The sequence below is a fragment of the Streptomyces sp. NPDC088194 genome, assembly GCF_040702025.1.
Taxonomy (GTDB): Bacteria; Actinomycetota; Actinomycetes; order Streptomycetales; family Streptomycetaceae; genus Actinacidiphila.
On sequence record NZ_JBFBIV010000101.1, the window covers coordinates 1 to 15,143 of the forward strand.

Genomic DNA, 15,143 nt, shown 5'->3' on the forward strand with positions numbered 1-15,143 from the left:
TGTCCTCGTAGTGGGCCTACTCGGACAAGCCCGACAACGAAGCGAGCGTGCGTGCCAGGCGCCACGGGCCAGGCGGGACTTCCAAAACACGGCCTGGCGGCTCCGCCGCGAGGTGGGCGAGCAACCCGGCCTCCTCCGACGCCGCGTAGTCGAACAGCGTGCCGTCCACGTCGAACAGCACCCCGCGAATCGCCACCCCGCGCCCCCTCTTCCCGGCCCTCGGCCTCGCCGCGGTCCGCCGCTGTCGGTACCTGCCCGTGGATTCCCCGGTGCACGCCGGCCGCGCGCCGGTCTTTCCTCGGAAGAAGCCGCTCCCGAAAAATGCATGCGCGCTTGAATGTTTCGGATGCCGCTGGCACCCTCGTGGAGCACCGTCCTGTCAGTTCCGTGGGCTTCGCTCGTCGAGGAGTGGCCGTGGCCGATCCGCAGGCAGTACGCGCCGTGTTGGAGGATCTCCGCGCGGAGGGTGACGCGCTGGACGGGCTGGTCGCGGGGCTCGGGGCGCGGGAGTGGGGTGCCGGCACGCCCGCGGAGGGGTGGACGGTGGCGCATCAGATCGCGCATCTGGCCTGGACGGACGGGCGGGCGCTGCTGGCGGTGCGGGACCCGGCGCAGTTCACGGCGGAACTGGGGCGCGGCGCGGTGGAGTTGGGCACGGCGGTGGCGGAGGGCGCCGCGGCGGGTGCGGCGGAGCCGTACGGGGAACTGCTGGCGCGCTGGCGGAACGGGCGGGGGCTGCTGCTGGAGGTGCTGGCCACGGCGCCGCCGGAGGCGCGGTTCCCCTGGTACGGGCCGCCGATGAGCACCGCGTCGGTGGCGACGGGACGGCTGATGGAGACGTGGGCGCACGGCGAGGACGTGGCGGACACCCTCGGGGTGCGGCGGGAGCCGACCGCGCGGCTGCGGCACGTCGCCCGGATCGCGGTGCGGGCCCGGGACTACGCCTTCTCGGTGCACGGGCTGACGCCGCCCGCGGAGCCATTTCGCGTCGAACTGGCCGCTCCGGACGGTGAGTTGTGGACGTATGGACCGCCGGACGCGGAGCAGCGGGTGACCGGTCCCGCGCTGGACTTCTGCCTGCTGGCGGTGCGGCGGCGGCACCGCGACGACACGGCGGTGCGCGCGCGGGGCGCGGACGCGGACGCGTGGCTGTCGGTGGCGCAGGCGTTCGCGGGGCCGCCCGGCAAGGGGCGGGCGCCGGCGGCGGACGGCGGTGCGGCATGAACGCGCTGCGGGGCGCCGACTTCGACGAGCGGCGGGCGGTGATGCTGGAGCGGCTGGCGGAGGTCGCGGCGGCGCACGAGGAGGCGCTGGCCGGCGGCGGCCCGAAGTACGTCGAACGGCATCGCGGGCGGGGCAAGCTGACCGCGCGGGAGCGGATCGAGTCGCTGCTCGACCCGGACACGCCGTTCCTGGAGCTGTCGCCGCTGGCGGGCTGGGGCAGCGACTTCACCACCGGCGCCTCGATCGTCACCGGAATCGGCGTGGTCGAGGGCGTGGAGTGCCTGGTGACCGCGAACGACCCTACGGTGCGCGGCGGTTCGAGCAATCCGTGGACGCTGCGCAAGGCACTGCGGGCCAACGAGATCGCCTTCGCCAACCGGCTGCCGGTGATCAGCCTGGTGGAGTCGGGCGGCGCGGACCTGCCCAGCCAGAAGGAGATCTTCATCCCCGGCGGCGCCCTCTTCCGCGACCTGACCCGGCTGTCCGCGGCCGGCATCCCCACCGTCGCGGTGGTGTTCGGCAACTCCACGGCGGGCGGGGCGTACGTACCGGGCATGTCCGACCACGTGATCATGGTCAAGGAGCGCTCCAAGGTGTTCCTGGGCGGGCCGCCGCTGGTGAAGATGGCCACCGGCGAGGAGAGCGACGACGAGTCGCTGGGCGGCGCCGACATGCATGCCCGCGTCTCCGGCCTCGCCGACTACTTCGCGCTGGACGAGCCGGACGCGCTGCGCACCGCCCGCCGGGTGGTGGCCCGGCTCAACTGGCGCAAGCAGGGCCCCGATCCGCGCCCGGACCCGCGCCCGCCGCTCTTCGACGAGGAGGACCTGCTCGGCATCGTGCCGGGCGACCTGCGCACCCCGTTCGACCCGCGCGAGGTGGTGGTCCGGGTGGTGGACGGCTCGGCGTTCGACGAGTTCAAGCCGCTGTACGGGCCGAGCCTGGCGACCGGTTGGGCCGAGGTGCACGGCTATCCGGTGGGCATCCTCGCCAACACCCAGGGGGTGCTGTTCAGCGCGGAGTCGCAGAAGGCCGCGCAGTTCATCCAGTTGGCGAACCAGCGGGACATCCCGCTGCTCTTCCTGCACAACACCACCGGCTACATGGTCGGCCGCGAGTACGAGCAGGGCGGCATCATCAAGCACGGCGCGATGATGATCAACGCGGTCTCCAACTCCCGGGTGCCGCACATCTCGGTGCTGATGGGCGCGAGTTACGGCGCCGGCCACTACGGCATGTGCGGCCGCGCCTACGACCCGCGCTTCCTCTTCTCCTGGCCGAGCGCGAAGTCCGCGGTCATGGGCCCCGCGCAGCTCGCCGGGGTGCTGTCCATCGTCGCCCGCCAGTCCGCCGCCGCCAAGGGCCGGGCGTACGACGAGGACGCCGACGCCGCGCTGCGGGCCATGGTCGAGCAGCAGATCGAGGCCGAGTCCCTGCCGATGTTCCTGTCCGGCCGCCTCTACGACGACGGCGTCATCGACCCGCGCGACACCCGCACCGTCCTGGCCCTGTGCCTGTCCGCCATCCACAACGCCCCGGTCGAGGGCGCGCGGGGCGGCTTCGGCGTCTTCCGGATGTGAGGAGCTGGACCCGATGAGCAACGAGCAGGCGCAGGCGCGTACGCAGGAGGGCCCGGCGCAGGGCCCGGCACAGGAGGGCCCGGCACCCGAGGGACGCGTGCCGATCCGGGTCCTCCTCGTGGCGAACCGGGGCGAGATCGCCCGCCGGGTGCTGCGCAGTTGCCGCGTGCTGGGCATCGGCACCGTGGCGGTCCACTCCGACCCGGACGAGGACGCGGTGCACGTACGGGAGGCGGACGGGGCGGTCCGGCTGCCCGGCGAGGCGGCCGCCGAGACCTACCTGCGCGGGGACGCGGTGGTCGCGGCGGCGCTGGCGGCGGGCGCGGACGCGGTGCACCCGGGGTACGGATTCCTGTCGGAGAGCGCGGAGTTCGCGGCGGCCGTGCGGGACGCGGGGCTGACCTGGATCGGGCCGTCGCCGCGGGCCGTGGCGGCGATGGGCTCGAAGACGCGGGCGAAGCAGCTGATGGCGGCGGCCGGGGTACCGCTGTTCGCGGCGCTCGACCCGGCCCGGGTCACAGCCGCCGACCTGCCGGTGCTGGTGAAGGCCGCGGCGGGCGGCGGCGGGCGCGGCATGCGCGTGGTCCGCGAACTCGGCTCGCTGGAGGAGGAGTTGACGGCAGCCCGGGCGGAGGCGGCGGCGGCCTTCGGCGACGGCGAGGTGTTCGTCGAGCCGTACGCCGAAGGCGCCCGGCACATCGAGGTGCAGGTGCTGGCCGACGCGCACGGCACGGTGTGGGTGCTGGGCGAACGGGACTGCTCGGTGCAGCGCAGGCACCAGAAGGTGGTCGAGGAGACCCCGGCGCCCGGCCTGCCCGCGACCGTACGCGCCGCCCTGCACGACGCGGCGGCCCGCGCGGCCCGCGCGATCGGCTACGAGGGCGCCGGCACCGTGGAGTTCCTGGTCGGCGCGGACGGACGGCCGTACTTCCTGGAGATGAACACCCGCCTCCAGGTGGAGCACCCGGTCACCGAGTGCGTCTTCGGCCTGGACCTGGTGGCGTGGCAGATCCGGATCGCCGAGGGCGCCGCGCTGCCTCCGCAGCCGCCGCGGCCGCGCGGACACGCCGTCGAGGCGCGGTTGTACGCCGAGGACCCGGCGCGCGGCTGGCAACCGCAGGCGGGCCCGGTGCACCGGCTCGAACTGCCCGACGTGGACGCCGAGTTCACGCTGCCTCCGGACCGCGACGCGGGATTGCGACTGGACTCCGGGGTGACCGGCGGGGACACGGTCGGCGTGCACTACGACCCGATGCTCGCCAAGGTCATCTCCTGGGCGCCGACCCGCGCCGAGGCCGTCCGCCGGCTGGCGCACGCCCTCGAACGCGCCCGTATCCACGGGCCTTTGACCAATCGCCACCTGCTGGTGGGCATCCTGCGCCACCCGGACTTCGCCGCCGCCCGGCTCGACACCGGCTTCCTGGAGCGGCGGTTGGCCGAGCTGACCGGGGAGCCCGGACAGGCGGCAGGCGATCCGGAGCGGCTCGCCGCACTGGCCGCCGCGCTCGCCGACGCGGCCGGCCGTACGGCGCCGGCGCCCCCTCCCCCGGCCCGCCCCACCCCGGTCGCCGCCCTCCTCGGCGGCTGGCGCAACCTCCCCTCGCAGCCCCAGCTCAAGCGCTTCCGCGCCGAGCCCGCCGGCACCGAGCACGAGGTCCGCTACCGCCTGACCCGCGACGGCCTGACCGCCGAGGGCCACGACGACGTCGTGCTCGTGTCGGCCGCGCCGGACCGCGTGGTGCTCGAAGTCGCCGGTGTACGGCGGACGTTCGAGGTGGCCGCCTACGGCGACCGGGTCTTCGTCGACTGGCCCGCGGGCGCCGCCGCGCTCACCGCGCTGCCCCGCTTCACCGACCCCGCCGAGCAGGTCGCACCGGGCTCGCTGCGGGCGCCGATGCCCGGCACCGTGGTCCGGCTGGGCCGCTTCACGCCGGGCGACCGGGTGGAGCGCGGGCAGCCGCTGCTGTGGCTGGAGGCGATGAAGATGGAGCACGTGGTCACCGCACCCGCCGCCGGCACGCTCACCGAACTGACTGCCGCGGTGGGCCGCCAGGTCGAACCCGGCACCGTACTGGCCGTCGTCAAGGAGGACGGCGGCGCACCGGAGCAGGCACCGTGAACCGCGCCACCACCCACGTACCGGGAGGAACAGCGACCATGAGCACCGATGCCACCCCCTTCGACCGCGCACTGCTGGAGAGCGACGAGCGGCGCGCGCTGCGCTCGGCGGTGGGCGCGCTCGGCCGCCGCTACGGCCGGACGTACTTCACCGAGACCGTCCGGGCCGGCAGGCAGCCGGACGAGCTGTGGCAGGAGGCGGGCCGGCTCGGCTACCTCGGGGTGAACCTGCCCGAGGAGTACGGCGGCGGCGGACAGGGGCTTGCCGAACTGTCCATCGTGCTGGAGGAGTTGGGTGCGGCCGGCAGCCCGCTGCTGCTGCTTGTGGTGTCGCCGGCGATCTGCGGCACCGTGATCGCCCGGTTCGGCACGCGGGCGCAGAAGGAGCGCTGGCTGCCCGGCCTGGCCGACGGCTCGCTGCGGATGGCGTTCGGCATCACCGAGCCGGACGCCGGCTCCAACTCGCACCGGATCTCCACCACCGCGCGCCGCGACCCGGACACCGGCGGCTGGCTGCTGACCGGCCGCAAGGTCTTCATCTCCGGGGTGGACATCGCCGACGCCACCCTGATCGTCGGCCGCACCGCCGACGCCCGCACCGGAAAGCTGAAGCCGTGCCTGTTCATCGTCGAACGCGGCACCCCCGGCTTCGAGTTCAAGCAGATCGAGATGGAACTGGCCGCGCCGGAGAAGCAGTTCCAGCTCTTCCTCGACGACGTCGCGCTGCCCGCCGACGCGCTGGTCGGCGACGAGGACGCCGGGCTGCTCCAGCTCTTCGCCGGGCTCAACCCGGAGCGGGTGATGACCGCCGCGTTCTCCATCGGGATGGGCCGCTACGCCCTGTCCCAGGCGGTGGAGTACGCCCGTACCCGGCAGGTCTGGCAGGCCCCGATCGGCGCGCACCAGGCGATCGCCCACCCCCTCGCGCAGGCCCATATCGAGCTGGAACTGGCCCGGTTGATGATGCAGAAGGCCGCCCATCTCTACGACGCGGGCGACGACATGGGCGCCGGCGAGGCCGCCAACATGGCCAAGTACGCTGCTGCGGAAGCCGGCGCGAAAGCCGTCGACCAGGCCGTACACACCCTGGGCGGCAACGGGTTGACGGCCGAGTACGGCCTCGCCACCCTGCTCGCCGCGTCCCGGGTGGGCCGCATCGCCCCGGTCAGCCGCGAGATGATCCTCAACTTCGTCTCGCACCACACGCTGGGCCTGCCCAAGTCCTACTGACAGGAGTCCGTACGTGGCAACAGCACCGCTGGTCCACCGGCACCTCGATCGGGGCATCGCCGTCCTCACCCTCGACTCCCCGCACAACCGCAACGCCCTGTCCGCCGACCTGCTCGACGGGCTGGCCGCGGAGGTGGAGCGGGCCGGCGAGGACGACGGCGTCCGCGCGGTGCTGCTCACCCACACCGGCACCACCTTCTGCTCCGGCGCCGACCTCAAGGACCGCCGGGTCCGGCAGGGACCGCGCCAACTGGCGGACCTGATGCGGCGGATGGCGACCCTGAAGAAGCCGGTGGTGGCCCAGGTGCGCGGGCACGTCAGGGCGGGCGGGCTCGGGCTGCTGGCCGCCTGCGACATCGCGGTGGCGACCGCCGGCGCCGACTACGCCTTCACCGAGTCCCGGCTCGGGCTCGCCCCCGCGGTGGCCTCGATGCCGGTGCTGGCCGCGGGCGACCAGCGCGCCCTGGCCCGCTACTTCCTCACCGGCGAGCGCTTCGACACCGCGGAGGCGATCAGGATCGGGCTGGTCACCGCGTGGGAGGACGCACTCGACGGCATCCTCGCCGGCCTGCGCGCCGACGATGGCGCACCTCAGCCACCGGCTCTTCGAGTCCGCGGACGCCGCCGAGGGCATGCGGGCGTTCCTCGAACGACGGGACCCGCCATGGGCGTTGTGAGCGACAGGACGGCCGCCGAACACGAACCCGGCGAACACGAACCCGGAGATCGCGAACCCGGCGAACACGAACCCGGCAAGCGCGAGCCGGCCGACCGCCAACCCGGCGACCGCCAACCCGCCGACCGCGAGCCCAAGCAGGACCGGGCCCGCGCCACCCGGCAGCGCATCCTGTCCGCCGCCGTCGCCTGCCTCGCCGAACACGGCTGGTCCGGCAGCACCGTCGCCGTGGTGTGCGCCCGGGCCGGGGTGACCCGGGGCGCCGCGCAGCACCACTTCCGCACCCGCGAGGAGCTGTTCACCGCGGCGATCGCGCACATGGCCGAGGAGTGGCTGGCGGCCGTACGCGCCCGTGCCCGCGCGCTGCCCGGCAGCGGCCAGGACCGTACCTACGCCGTGGTGGACATGCTCGTCGCCGTACACACCGGGCCGCTCTTCCGCGCGGCGCTGCACCTGTGGGTCGCTGCCACCGACGAACCGGCGCTGCGGACCCGGGTGGCCGCGCTGGAGGCCCGGATCGGCCGCGAGGCGCACCGGCTCGCGGTGGAGTTCCTGGCCGCGGACGAGTCGGTGCCCGGGGTGCGGGAGGCCGTGCAGGCCACCTTGGACATGGCCCGCGGCCTGGGCCTGGCCAACCTGCTCAGCGACGACTCGGCGCGCCGGGCCGGCATCGTCCGGCAGTGGTCGCGGACGCTCGACGCGGTGCTGCGGCCCCCGGCGGCGTGAGGCGGGCCACCCCGGCCGCGACCCACCCGCCGGCACCCGCCCCGTGCGGTACGGTCCCGCCGCGCTACGGGTCCCGCCGCTCCACGGGCCCGCGTCAGTGCAGGCCCGCGTCAGTGCAGGGACGTGTCGGCGGGGCCGGTGGCCATGCGGGTGAAGCGCACGGTCATCCCGTCCCGTTCCGGCGCGCAGCACAGCAGCCCGGCCCGCGCCTTGGCGTCCGGGTCGAGCCACGCCACCCGGATCGTCCGCCACGGCTCGTGCTCGCAGCGGGCCCGTACCGTCACCGCGTCGCCCGACCTGCTGACCCGGATCGTCACCTCGCGGCCCGCCCACTCCGGGACCGGGGCGAGCGACCAGTCGGAGGTGCCGTGCGTGACGACCGCGCCGAGCTGCGGCAGGCCGTCGGAGATCTCCACGCCCGCCTTGATCCAGGTCGAGGCGTCGACCCTGACCAGGGCGCCCGCCTGGTCGTACAGCTCGGTGAAGTCGGCGTGGAAGCCGACCTCAACGGCGGTGCCGGGCGGGAAGTCGGTGAGCAGGGCGTGGCCGTCGTCGTGCACGAAGCCGTAGCTCGTGGTGCGCCAGAAGTCGCTGCCCGAGCGGGCGGTGACCAGCAGGTCGGTGCCGTCGACCGCGACGTCCGCGGGCGGGTTGAGCCATTCTCCTTGCGACCAGGGCAGGTCACGCGGGACGGGGAGGGGCGAGGTCACGTATGTACCGCCGTTCTGAGCCGCAGAGTTGGTAGCCGAGCCAGATGTTGATCGCGAGCATAGGCGCGTTTCCGTCGTCGTTGGCAGTCGTGGCCTCGCGATAGCCCTTCGCGCGGGCCAGGTACAGGGACTGGGCCTTGGCGGCCTTGGCCAGGCCGCGGCCGCGGAAGGGGCGGCGGATTCCGGTGCCGCCGGACGCGTAGTGCCGCGCGCCGTCGGTCTGCGCGATGACCAGCCCGGCGACCTCGCCGTCCACCACCGCGACCGTGCTCAGGTCGGCGTCGAAGTCCGGCCGGTCCCAGTTCAGGGCGCGCCAGTCCGCGTAGCTGAGGCGGTCGGCGGCGACGTCGCCCGGCTCGTCGCCGAAGCACTCCACGTCCGTCCGCCACAGTGGCCGCGGGTCGCGCTCCCACGCGACGGCCGGCAGCAGCAGCACGCCGCGCGGCAGCCGCGGGCGGGCCGGCAGCGGGCCGCGGGGCGACAGGTCCAGGCGCAGGAACCGTGCCTCGCGGCCGGGGCGGTAGCCGTGCGCGGTGGCGAAGCTCTCGCACGCCGGGTCGGGGTGCGCCCAGGCAAAGCACGCGGTCGCGCCGATCGCGTCCAGGTGCGTCTCGGCGGCGGCCAGCAGCGCCCGGCCGGTGCCGCGGCCGCGGTCCGCGGCGGCGACGTTGAGGTTCACGAAGGCGGCGCCCGCGTCCTCGGCGTCGGCGAACAGCCCCGCCCGGGCGCACCCGACGATCCGCTCGCCGTCCACCGCGACCAGCAGCCGGCAGCGCTGCCTGGCCGGCATGGCCGTCGCCTGCGCGTGCACGCTCCTGGGCGTGGTGACCTGGTACGGCTCCTCGGCGCGTAAGAGCGCGCACAGAGCGTGGGCGTCGGCGGGGTCGTAGTCCCTGATCGCCACCATGCTGCCGCACCCTACGCGGCCGGTACGGGCCGCCGCCCTGGTTTTCGGCACTCTCGTCGGGCCCGGACGGTCCGGAACGGGCCCGACGGGTGGACCCTGGAAGGTGCGGGGGGTGGCACGCGCTTCAGGAGGCGAGCACCGTGCCCAGAAGCGGATACGAACCGATGCAGGCCCGCAGCGCGCTCCGGCTGCGGCTCACCTTCGCGCTGCTCGGGGTGGTGTGGGGCGTGGGCGCGGCCGTGGGCTTCGCGCTGGTGAACCTGCCCGGCTGGGCGGGGCTGTGCGCCTTCGTCGCGCTGGTCGCGGTCGGCGACATCTTCGTCGTCCGCTACCGGATGCGGCAGGGCGCCCGCTACCAGCCCGGCCGGGACGAGCCGCCCAATCCGCCGGTCGACCCCGAGGAGTCGCCCGGTCCGCCGGTCGAGCGGCCGGTCGAGACCCGTCATTTCCACGGGGCCACGCGGCGGTGAGCCTGGGCGGCGCGGCACCGGATGACCGGGGGCCCGGGAGCCCGGGGGCACAACGGGGCGGGGCCGTCCACGCTCGAAGGGCCCGGCACTGAGTGCCGGGCCCTTCGATTCGTAGCGGGGACAGGATTTGAACCTGCGACCTCTGGGTTATGAGCCCAGCGAGCTACCGAGCTGCTCCACCCCGCGTCGGTGAACACCACCTTACGGGGTGGATGCCCGGGCGCCAAATCCATTCCCCCGGCGCGGTGCGGCGGGCACGTAGGAACACGGTGAGTGGTGGACCGGATGCGGCGGGTCGCGGATGCGGGCGGGCGCGCGGAAATGCCGAGGGGATCGCGGAAATGCCGAAGAGATCAGGGAACGACGAGTTATCCACAGGCCCTTCGGCGGGCGGGAGGGGCCGCGGGTTAATCTCAGGGAGTCGAAGATCAGCGGGCCCGCGGCGCGGTCGCGGGAGTTGGCGAGCGGGATGAAGGAGGGCGTGATGGCCGGGGTGAACGCGAGTGCCGTGGCGGCGACCGGACTGATCGGGGGCTACGGAGTGGCCCGGTGGACCAAGCGGCGCGAGCTGGGCGGTGTGGCGCTGGCCGCGGCCGGCGTGGTGGCGGCGCGCGAGTGGCGTCGGAGCACCGGCGCGGTGCCGGCGGCGGCCCTCACGGGGGCTTACGTGGCGGCGTTCGCGGGTGCGCACCCGCTCGCGAAGAAGGTCGGCGCCTGGCCGGCCGTGTTCGCCGTTGCCGGGGGCATAGCCGCCGCGTCCTGGGCGGTCGCGGGGCGCGGCCGGTAGCAGCCGCGGGCCCCGCACTTCCCTGCGGGCGCGAACTTTTTTGCGGGCATGGCGAGTTGCTCGGCGGACCCGCCGGGTCCGGGATGCGGCGGAGCGCGCGACCCGGAATCCGGTACGGGGTGCGGCTCGGCCCTCGGCCGGGGGTGCGGTTCGGCCCTCGGCCGGGGGTGCGGCTTGGGCTTCGGCCTTCTGGAGGTCGGTGCGGCGCCGACACCGTACGGTGACGGTGTACGGGCAGTCGGTCACGACTGGGCGAACGTTCCGAGGGGGCTGGGCGTGTTGGTGGAACCGGAGATCGCGAAGTTGCTGTCGGCTCTGGCCGGCAAGGTCCTGAGCGATGCCTGGGACGCGGGGGTGAAACCGCGGCTCGCGGCGCTGCTCCGGTTGCGGGGCGGCGGCCAGGACGAGCAGGTGCTCGGCGACCTGGAGCAGGCGCGCGCGGCCGCCGCGACGAGCGCGCCCGACGAGGCACTCGGACGCGTCGCGGACCTGCTGCGCTCGACACTCGGCACCCTCGCCGCCGAGCAGTCGTCGCTGGCCGCCGAGGTGCGGGAGTTGCTCGCGACGGCGACCGCCGCCCGGTCGCAGCCGCTCGCCCGTATCGCGGTCTCCGCCGTGGACGACTTCGAGAACCACGAGGAAGAGCTGCGGCAGATGGACGCCGCCTGGGAGGCGGGGCGCGGGAGTCCGGGACCGACGGTGCTGTTCGTGTACGGCCCGCGCGGCATCGGTCTGACCACACTCGTGCGGCAGTGGCTGCTCAGGCACCGCGACACCTTCAGCGCCGGTCCTGAACTGTCCGCGGTGCTGGCCAGGAGCGCCACCGGAGCGCTGCCCGATCCGGCGGCGGTCTTCGACGAGTGGTTCCGGCTGCTGCACGTGCCGAAGCAGGAGGTGCCGTCGGACCTCGCGGCGAAGATGGCCAAGTTCCACCAGGTCACCGCCGAGGGGCCGGTGTTCGTGCTGCTGGAGGATGTCGCGCTGGCCTCCCTGGCCAAGCACTTCCTGCCCGCCTCCTCGGAGGCCGTGGTGGTGGTCACCGGCAGGGAGCTGATGCGCAGCCTCGTCTCCGACGTGCACGCGAAGGCGTTCAAGGTCGGGCCGCTGCTGCCGGAGTACAGCCGGCGGCTGCTGATCAGCTCCGGTCGGCTCGCGCCGTACGCCGCCTCGCACCGGGCGGAGATCGACACAGCGGTGCGCGTCTGCGAGGGCAACCCGCTGCTGGTGCGGATCGCGGGTGCGCAGATGCTCTTCGACCAGCCGTACGGCATCGGCGAGTTCGCCACTGCGCTGTCGGACCACCGTCCCGAGGTCCGGCTGGGGGCTTTCGACGTGGACGAGCGCAGCGGAGCCGAGATCTTCGACGCCGGCTACCAGGAGTTGGGCCGCCGCTCCCCCGAAGCGGCGCAGGTCTACCGCCTGCTGGGCCTGCACCCGACGGCGGAGTTCGACGAGGACGTGGTGGCGGCGATGGCGCCCGGGCTCGACGGCCGCACCCGCGCCAAGGCGATCCGGACGCTGCGGGACTCCAGCCTGATCGAGCGGATCGACGGGGGGATGTACCGCGTGATCAGCGGCCTGGTGCACACCCACGCGGCCGAGTGCGCCCGGGCCGATCTGCCGGGGCCTGAGCGCGAGGCGGCACGGCGGCGCTGGGTCCGGCACTACGTGGACCTCGCGGAGCGTTTCGACGCCGGCCTGTCGCCGCGGTACCGGCACGATCCTTCGGGCGCGTACGCCGGATACCCGCCGGCCGACGAGGACACCCAGGACATCCTGGTCGAGGAGCTGGTCCGCCGCCGGCACATCCTCAAGGCCGCGGTGCGCGCCGCCTACGACGCGGGGACGTACGACGCGTGGTACTACGACGCGACCTGGCGCCTGGCCCAGGGCCTGTGGACGTTCTACCTGCGCTGCGGGTTCCACGGTGACTGGGTCGAGGTGTACGAACTGGCGTGCGGGGCCGCCCTGGAGGACCCGGTACGCGGAAACCTCCTGGCGCTCGCCCGGATGCGGTACGGCCTCGGGTTCGCCTTCCTCGACCGGTTCGGTCCGGGTGATCCGGCCGCCGCCCGGGGGCAGTTCGAGCAGGCGCTCGAACTCTGCGACCCGGCGCTCGCCCGCCCGGAGACGTCCGCGGCGGACGCCGAGGGGTGGCGGCGCACCCGGTCCAGCGCGCTGGAGGGCCTGGGGAAGCTGGCCGACGGGCTCGGCCGGCCCGAGCAGGCGCTCGCGCACCTGGACGAGGCGCTGGCCGCGCTGGACGACGTCGACCACCCGCGCGGCCGCGCCCTGATCGCCCTGCACCGCGGACCGGTGCTGACGAAGCTCGGGCGGTACGACGACGCCGCCGCCGTACTGGCCACGGCGGGTGCGGAGTTCCTGGCGCTGTCGCCGCCGGACACCTTCAACGCGGCCAAGGCGAGCGCCCGTCTGGCCGAGGCGCTGCTGGCGGCGGGGCGTCCGGACCAGGCACTCGCCGCGTTCGACGAGGCCGTGGCGGGTCTGGGCCGGCCGCGGCACGGCTACCAGCGCGCCGGGGTCCTGCTCGCCCGGGGCGACCTGCTGCTCGCGCGCGGCGAGGTGCGGCGGGCCCGCGCGGACTGGAGCGACGCGGCAGCGCTGTTGCGCGCGGCCAACAGCGACCGGGTCGAGCAGGCGCGGCGGCGCCTGGCGGAGCACCCGGACCCGGACCCGGAGCCCGATCAGAGCCAGGACGAGGTCGCGGACCCGGATCGGGGTTCCGCGGGAGGCGGTTCAGAGGGCGGTGACCACGAGTAGCGCGGGCTCGGCGTCGGCGCCGATGGTGACCCGCACCCGCAGCGGCGGGCGGCCGGCGCCGGGGCCGTGCGGCGCACGCGGACCGCTCAGCAGCCGTTCGTGCACGACCGAGGCCGCGATCGCCGGGGAGACCCACCAGGGGCGCGGCCCCGACCACGTCGCGCGCACCCGCGTGCCGCTGCCCGGCAGCAGGGCCACGCACCCGTCGTCCGGTTCCTCCGTGGCGATCAGCGCGCACCCCGGATACCGCGCGACCGCCTCGGCGCCGGCAGCAGCGCGCTCCGCGGGCACCGGACCGCCGCGCGGACGCGCGGGCACCAGCAGGACGTCGGCGGACCGGGGCCACTGCGTGTCGGGGTCGTCGATGTCCGCGACGAGCTGGGCGCCCGCCAAGTGGCCTTCCTGGCTGGGGCGTTGGAGCGCGGCGTGGTAGCGGCGCACGGTGACCGCGTCGCCGTCCGTGCCGACCGTGCCGACCGTCACGTACATGGGCGCCACGACGGGAGAGCGCCGCGCCTCGGGCGGCCCGGCCGCGGGTTCGCCGGGCGCCGCCGGCACGGGCACGGCGCGGGCGGCGGCCGGCGTGGCGGGCTCGGGCAGTCCGAGCCGCTGGTAGAACAGCGCGCGCAGCAGCGCGGCGGCCTGCCCCGGACGTGAGGTGACCAGGGAGCGCAGGTGCCGCAGTTCGGGGTCCGCGGCCTGGCGGCGGGCGGCGTCGTCGAGTTGGGGCAGGAGCGGGCGGTGCGCGGAGAGCCGGGGCACCGCCCGGGCGAGCAGCGCCATCGGCGAGCCGGGCGCCGCCTTGTCCGTCGCGAAGGAGCCGAGGACGGTGGGCAGGCCGAGCGACACGCCGTACTGCGTCACCGATCCGCCGTCCCCGCACAGCGCGTCCGCCGCGACCAGCGCGGCCTTCCACGTCTGCGTGTCGGGGCGCGGCAGCATCAGCCCGCAGGCGAGCAACGGGGCGAGCCAGGTGTGCAGTTGCCACGCGCCGTGCCCGTAGTACGCGTTCGGGTGGACGGCGGCGAGCACGCGGTACTCGTCGGCCGGCAGCTCCGCGAGCGCGCGCCGCAGGACGTCGCGTTCGGGGTCGGCGGCGTCCAGCACCGAGTCCCTGCCCCACGTGGACGAGACCACGACGAGCTTCTGACCGCGCCGGACGCCCAGCGCGTGGCGGTAGTCCGGCCGGAACGGAGCGCTCGCCGCCAGCTCGTCGAAGCACGGGTCGCCGGCCACCAGGCTCAGGGGCACGGCGTCGGGGCAGCTCACGGCGAGCCGCGCGCGCTGCTCCTCGTGCGACAGCACGATGGCCGACGGCACCACGCGGCCGTCGTGCATCAGCCATTCCTCGGTGAGCCCGAACGCCTCCCGGCTGCCGCCGAGCAGCTTGTTGTAGCCGGCCCCGTGCGGCGTGCCGATCAGGGGCGCGTGCAGGTTGTACAGGTCGCCACCGCGGCTGGTGGCGATCGCCAGGTCGAACTTGCGCTGCTTCGCCTCGCTCCAGGCCAGCACGAGCGCGCCGCGCGCCTGGAGCAGTTCGAGCGTTCCGTTGTCCAGGGCCGAGGAGCCGGTGCAGGTGAAGACGGTCTCGACCCGGCGGTCGCCCTCGAAGAGCGCGAGCAGGTCGAGCAGGCGGGTCGCCGAGGTGACGTTGTGCGCGACGGCGAGGACGGTCCGCTCGGCGAACACGCTCCGCCAGCGCTCGGCGTCCTCGGCCAACGGCAGCGGCACCCGTCGCCCCGCACCCTGCACCGCGCTCGTCCCCTCTCGCCCTCTCGCCTCTCGACCGCACGCCGGCCTGCCGCGCCGACCCGCCGCGCACGGCCTGCCGCGCCCGCCGTCGTACGGTACGGCCCGCCGTCGTACCGCGGCCTGCCGTACCGCGCGGCCGCCCAGGCCGACGATACGCGAGCACGGGTTCGGCCAGGGCGGCG

12 protein-coding genes, 1 tRNA gene and 1 pseudogene are annotated in these 15,143 nt (G+C 74.9%); 9 read left to right on the top strand and 5 right to left on the bottom strand.

Annotated features, from left to right (window positions below; genetic code table 11):
• Positions 1 to 16 precede the first annotated feature (16 nt).
• The gene (locus AB0399_RS34500) at positions 17 to 181 is read right to left on the bottom strand and encodes a hypothetical protein (protein WP_366413967.1); all 165 of its coding nucleotides are present in this window, start codon (positions 179 to 181) and stop codon (positions 17 to 19) included.
• A 233-nt stretch (positions 182 to 414) separates the two neighbouring features.
• Between AB0399_RS34500 and AB0399_RS34505 the strand changes: the two genes are divergently transcribed.
• From AB0399_RS34505 to AB0399_RS34530, 6 genes and pseudogenes are all read left to right on the top strand, one after another.
• Positions 415 to 1,224, top strand: coding sequence for a TIGR03084 family metal-binding protein (locus AB0399_RS34505; RefSeq protein WP_366413968.1), 810 nt, complete (start codon positions 415 to 417; stop codon positions 1,222 to 1,224).
• A complete protein-coding gene (locus tag AB0399_RS34510) occupies positions 1,221 to 2,804 on the top strand; it encodes a carboxyl transferase domain-containing protein (protein WP_366413969.1) in 1,584 nt (527 codons plus the stop codon). The genes AB0399_RS34505 and AB0399_RS34510 overlap by 4 nt, the downstream gene beginning before the upstream one ends.
• Before the next feature lie 13 nt (positions 2,805 to 2,817).
• Positions 2,818 to 4,923 carry a biotin carboxylase N-terminal domain-containing protein gene (locus AB0399_RS34515; protein WP_366413970.1) on the top strand — a complete coding sequence of 702 codons (2,106 nt, stop codon included), beginning with the start codon at positions 2,818 to 2,820 and terminating at the stop codon, positions 4,921 to 4,923.
• A gap of 38 nt (positions 4,924 to 4,961) precedes the next feature.
• Entirely contained in the window at positions 4,962 to 6,152 is a 1,191-nt protein-coding gene (locus tag AB0399_RS34520) for an acyl-CoA dehydrogenase family protein (protein ID WP_366413971.1), read from the top strand.
• Between the two features lie 13 nt (positions 6,153 to 6,165).
• Positions 6,166 to 6,829, top strand: a pseudogene (locus AB0399_RS34525) (enoyl-CoA hydratase-related protein).
• Positions 6,817 to 7,554: a TetR/AcrR family transcriptional regulator gene (locus tag AB0399_RS34530; protein WP_366413972.1), complete on the top strand. Its 738-nt coding sequence runs from the start codon at positions 6,817 to 6,819 to the stop codon at positions 7,552 to 7,554. The pseudogene AB0399_RS34525 and the gene AB0399_RS34530 overlap by 13 nt, the downstream one beginning before the upstream one ends.
• A 110-nt stretch (positions 7,555 to 7,664) precedes the next feature.
• Here AB0399_RS34530 and AB0399_RS34535 read toward each other — a convergent pair whose 3' ends face one another.
• Together AB0399_RS34535 and AB0399_RS34540 are read right to left on the bottom strand one after the other, a co-directional pair.
• Entirely contained in the window at positions 7,665 to 8,234 is a 570-nt protein-coding gene (locus AB0399_RS34535; protein ID WP_329373754.1) for a DUF1349 domain-containing protein, read from the bottom strand.
• A 1-nt stretch (position 8,235) separates the two neighbouring features.
• Entirely contained in the window at positions 8,236 to 9,171 is a 936-nt protein-coding gene (locus AB0399_RS34540) for a GNAT family N-acetyltransferase (protein WP_329363270.1), read from the bottom strand.
• A 140-nt stretch (positions 9,172 to 9,311) separates the two neighbouring features.
• Here AB0399_RS34540 and AB0399_RS34545 point away from each other — a divergent pair, with 140 nt between their 5' ends.
• The gene (locus AB0399_RS34545) at positions 9,312 to 9,641 is read left to right on the top strand and encodes a DUF6343 family protein (protein WP_366413973.1); all 330 of its coding nucleotides are present in this window, start codon (positions 9,312 to 9,314) and stop codon (positions 9,639 to 9,641) included.
• 112 nt (positions 9,642 to 9,753) lie between these two features.
• Here the strand turns inward: AB0399_RS34545 and AB0399_RS34550 are convergent.
• Positions 9,754 to 9,827, bottom strand: a tRNA-Met gene (locus tag AB0399_RS34550).
• Between the two features lie 298 nt (positions 9,828 to 10,125).
• Between AB0399_RS34550 and AB0399_RS34555 the strand changes: the two genes are divergently transcribed.
• Complete coding sequence (locus tag AB0399_RS34555) at positions 10,126 to 10,428, top strand: hypothetical protein (RefSeq protein WP_328471271.1); 303 nt, start codon at positions 10,126 to 10,128, stop codon at positions 10,426 to 10,428.
• Between the two features lie 276 nt (positions 10,429 to 10,704).
• Entirely contained in the window at positions 10,705 to 13,209 is a 2,505-nt protein-coding gene (locus AB0399_RS34560; RefSeq protein ID WP_366413974.1) for a hypothetical protein, read from the top strand.
• Here AB0399_RS34560 and AB0399_RS34565 read toward each other — a convergent pair.
• Positions 13,186 to 14,940, bottom strand: a complete 1,755-nt coding sequence (locus AB0399_RS34565) for a hypothetical protein (protein ID WP_366413975.1) — start codon at positions 14,938 to 14,940, stop codon at positions 13,186 to 13,188. The two genes, AB0399_RS34560 and AB0399_RS34565, sit on opposite strands and share 24 nt — an antisense overlap.
• Positions 14,941 to 15,143 lie beyond the last annotated feature (203 nt).

Bases quoted from the DNA above. Each gene is read 5' to 3' on its own strand.
- AB0399_RS34510 (WP_366413969.1), top strand. From the start codon at position 1,221: ATGAACGCGCTGCGGGGCGCCGACTTCGACGAGCGGCGGGCGGTGATG.
- AB0399_RS34515 (WP_366413970.1), top strand. From the start codon at position 2,818: ATGAGCAACGAGCAGGCGCAGGCGCGTACGCAGGAGGGCCCGGCGCAG.
- AB0399_RS34540 (WP_329363270.1), bottom strand. From the start codon at position 9,171: ATGGTGGCGATCAGGGACTACGACCCCGCCGACGCCCACGCTCTGTGC.
- AB0399_RS34530 (WP_366413972.1), top strand. From the start codon at position 6,817: ATGGGCGTTGTGAGCGACAGGACGGCCGCCGAACACGAACCCGGCGAA.
- AB0399_RS34555 (WP_328471271.1), top strand. From the start codon at position 10,126: ATGGCCGGGGTGAACGCGAGTGCCGTGGCGGCGACCGGACTGATCGGG.
- AB0399_RS34520 (WP_366413971.1), top strand. From the start codon at position 4,962: ATGAGCACCGATGCCACCCCCTTCGACCGCGCACTGCTGGAGAGCGAC.